Here is a 740-nt window from a genome sequence, read left to right on the forward strand (position 1 = left end):
CGGTGTTTCGTCTGGAGGTCGGCGCTGCGTCGATAGATCCGCGAGGGGATGTGATGGACCTCGTCGTAGACGACGAGCCCCCAGCCGCGGGAGTCGAATAGGGAGCGGTGACGGTTCATCCCCGCCGTCTGGTAGGTCGCGATCGTGACCGGGTTGATCTCCTTTTGCCCGCCGTGGTACTCACCGATCTGGTCTTCGGTGAGCGTCGTGTGTTCGAGCAGTTCGGCACGCCACTGTGCGGCGAGTTCCCGCGAGGGCACGAGGATCAGCGTCTCGCCGCCGACCGCCGCGAGGACGCCGATGGCGGTCACGGTCTTGCCCGCGCCGGAGGGGCCGACGAGGACGCCGGAGCGCTGATCGAGGAAGCGCTCGACCCAGTCAGACTGGTACGCGCGCAGGTCGACAGTCAGGTCCACGTCGAGCGGTTCTCCGGTGTCGAGTTCGCGGTCGTCTTCGACGGGGTAGCCCGCTTCGTAGAGGATCCGCTTGATCTCGGCTTCGGCGCCGTCGCGAACCCAGCTCTGCGTATCCGAAATCGGCGCGACGAGCTGTTCGTCGTCGAGTTTCTGCCGCGCGACGTTGCCCATCAGGCTCTCGGAGGCGGCTTCGAGGACGACGTATCCGTCCTCGTGAGTGAACAAGCGGAACCGGTTCGCGCGTTTCCACTGTGATTCGACCCACTCCTCGAGCGGGTGTGACCGACGCGGGAGCACCGACCGCATCAGCGACAGCAAGTCGGC

General features: G+C 66.1%; 1 protein-coding gene. It reads right to left on the minus strand.

Translation table 11 applies throughout. The features are described 5' to 3' along the window. On the minus strand, nucleotides 1-740 hold a 740-nt coding region (locus tag DEQ92_RS21045; RefSeq protein WP_147299534.1), incomplete at both ends, for a DEAD/DEAH box helicase family protein.

Source organism: Haloferax sp. Atlit-6N (assembly GCF_003383195.1).
In the GTDB taxonomy this organism is placed as follows: domain Archaea; phylum Halobacteriota; class Halobacteria; order Halobacteriales; family Haloferacaceae; genus Haloferax; species Haloferax gibbonsii.